3 protein-coding genes are annotated in these 2,394 nt (G+C 51.5%); all 3 read left to right on the forward strand.

The genetic code is table 11. From position 1 onward, the window contains the following. Positions 1-629, forward strand: a 629-nt coding sequence (locus Q0212_RS11470; RefSeq protein WP_367175907.1) for a ParB/Srx family N-terminal domain-containing protein, incomplete at its 5' end; no start/stop codon positions are given. Positions 630-668: 39 nt separating this feature from the next. Next, entirely contained in the window at positions 669-1,604 is a 936-nt protein-coding gene (locus tag Q0212_RS11475) for a DNA methyltransferase (protein WP_297925589.1), read from the forward strand. Beyond that, positions 1,604-2,296: a hypothetical protein gene (locus Q0212_RS11480; protein WP_297925592.1), complete on the forward strand. Its 693-nt coding sequence runs from the start codon at positions 1,604-1,606 to the stop codon at positions 2,294-2,296. Before Q0212_RS11475 ends, Q0212_RS11480 begins: the two co-directional genes overlap by 1 nt. Positions 2,297-2,394 lie beyond the last annotated feature (98 nt).

Genomic DNA, 2,394 nt, shown 5'->3' on the forward strand with positions numbered 1-2,394 from the left:
GATTTACTAATCCTGTTTTGATTGATGAGCAAGGCGGCATCATCGCAGGTCATGGCCGAATCATGGCAGCGCAAAAGCTGAAAATGGATGAAGTGCCAACAATTACGTTAAGTGATTTAAGCGAGGCACAAAAGAAGGCTTATATCATTGCGGATAATAAACTAGCTCTTAACTCTGGTTGGGATGACGAGTTGCTTAAAATAGAACTTGAGCAGTTAAAAGAGTTAGATTTTGATTTAGGTTTGATTGGCTTTAGTGATGACGAATTAGCATTGCTTATGTTAGGCGAGGACGACCCTGCATCATCGGATGATAAACCAAGCGACGGCAGTTTAGCAGATAGGTTTTTAATCCCGCCGTTTAGCGTCTTAAATGCGCGTGAGGGCTGGTGGCAAGAGCGCAAGCGAGCGTGGCTGGCTATCGGCATCAAGTCAGAGCTAGGGCGCGGGGGGGGGGCAGGAACCCCACCACACCCGCCAACAGTCACCCGTAACGCAGACGGAACACTCAACTACGGCGGGACAGCCGGACAGGCCGCGCGGTTCGACAGGCAGCGCCAGGCGGCAGCGCCAGGCCAGCGTGCGACTACAGCAAGCGGCAACGGGGCGACGGGGCAGGGAGGCCGATGAATGGCTAGAAAACCAAACGCAATACCGGGGGGGGGGGCTATGCCTTTAGACCGCGCCAAAAATGATCGCCCAACTGGGATGGGCGGCGTCACAATGTCGAGCCTTTCTAGTCACCCACGCTATTACGAACAAAAGACCCGTGCGGAAAAAAAAGTTGGACGGCCCTTGTCGCCGGATGAGTTCGAGCGCGACCATTGGGTTTTGCCGGATAGTGAATTGTCAAGTGGCACCAGCATATTCGACCCCGTGCTTTGCGAGATCGCCTACCGCTGGTTTTGCCCACAAGGTGGTACGATCCTCGACCCTTTCGCGGGAGGATCGGTGCGCGGCATCGTTGCCAGCAAGCTAGGGCGGCAATATATCGGCGTTGAGTTGCGCGAGGAGCAAGTTGCGGCAAACAAAACACAGGGCGATGATCTTTGTAGTGACCCCATGCCAGTTTGGCATACAGGCGACAGCCGAAACATTGACCGCATATGCGCGGACGTTCAGGCCGACATGGTTTTCAGTTGCCCGCCTTATGCTGACTTAGAAGTCTACAGCGACGATCCAAACGACCTTTCGACCCTGAGCTATGAGGACTTTAAGCCCGCCTATTTCGAGATCATCGACAAGGCTTGCGCACAGTTGAAAGACAATCGTTTCGCCTGCTTTGTCGTTGGTGACGTGCGCGACAAGAAAGGCAATTATTACAATTTTGTTGGAGATACGGTCGAAGCGTTCCGCGCGGCGGGGCTGCACTACTACAACGAGGCAATCCTTGTGACTTCTGTTGGCTCACTGCCAATACGGGCTGGCAGGCAATTTAGCATCGGCCGCAAGCTAGGCAAGACGCACCAGAACGTTCTTGTTTTCGTCAAGGGCGATGGCAAAAAAGCAACGCAGGCGTGTGGTGATGTTGACGTTCACATTCCAGATGACATTGGCGGGGATGAATCAGACGACCCTGCGTCTAAATACGGACGGGTGGTTTAATGTTGCCAAAGCCTGTGGTTGAAGAACATTCAGGATTTTTGATTGTGCGTGATGATTTGCTGAAAGGTGGCACGAAGATGCGGGCGATTATGCCGCTAATTGAGTCCAGTTTAGCGTCAGAGTTTGTCTACGCTAGTCCCGCGCAGGGATACGCTCAGGTCGCTTTGGCGTATTGCGCTCGCATGGCTGGACGCAAGGCAACCATATTTACCGCCAAACGTAAAGAAATGCACCCGTTAACAAGTCTTGCAAAGCAAGCAGGCGCAAAAATCGTGATGATACCGAACGGCTATTTAGTTGTTGTGCAGGCGAGAGCGCGTGACTACGCAAAAGAGGTAGGTGCATATCTTGTCCCGTTTGGCGTTGAGGACAAGCGTTGTATGCAGCACATTGCCGCAGCAGCCCAGTCTATAGGCATACAGCCGAGCGAAGTATGGACTGTTGCAGGCTCAGGCGTTTTAACGCGCAGTCTTCAAATTGCGTGGCCTAGTGCGTCGTTTAACGCGGTTTTGGTTGGCAAAAAAGACAGCGATGTTGGAAAGGCTCGGCGGATTATTCACTTAGACGCATTTGATAAGCCAGCGCGTATTCTTCCTCCTTTTCCGAGTGCCAAAAACTACGACGCTAAGGCTTGGGAGCATATCAATCGTCATGCTTCTTTAGGTGCTTTGTTTTGGAATGTCGGAGCATAGAAATTATGAAAAAACCTATTTCGGCACATATAACGAGTTGCTAAATGATAACCAAGCCAAAAATACAAATTGATTTGAATAAGGTTGAATCATTGGCG

It is taken from the genome of uncultured Agitococcus sp. (genome assembly GCF_937920075.1).
Taxonomy (GTDB): domain Bacteria; phylum Pseudomonadota; class Gammaproteobacteria; order Pseudomonadales; family Moraxellaceae; genus Agitococcus.

What these genes read in the sequence shown, in the direction of transcription:
- Q0212_RS11475 (WP_297925589.1), top strand. Translation starts at nt 669, where the DNA reads ATGCCTTTAGACCGCGCCAAAAATGATCGCCCAACTGGGATGGGCGGC.
- Q0212_RS11480 (WP_297925592.1), top strand. Translation starts at nt 1,604, where the DNA reads ATGTTGCCAAAGCCTGTGGTTGAAGAACATTCAGGATTTTTGATTGTG.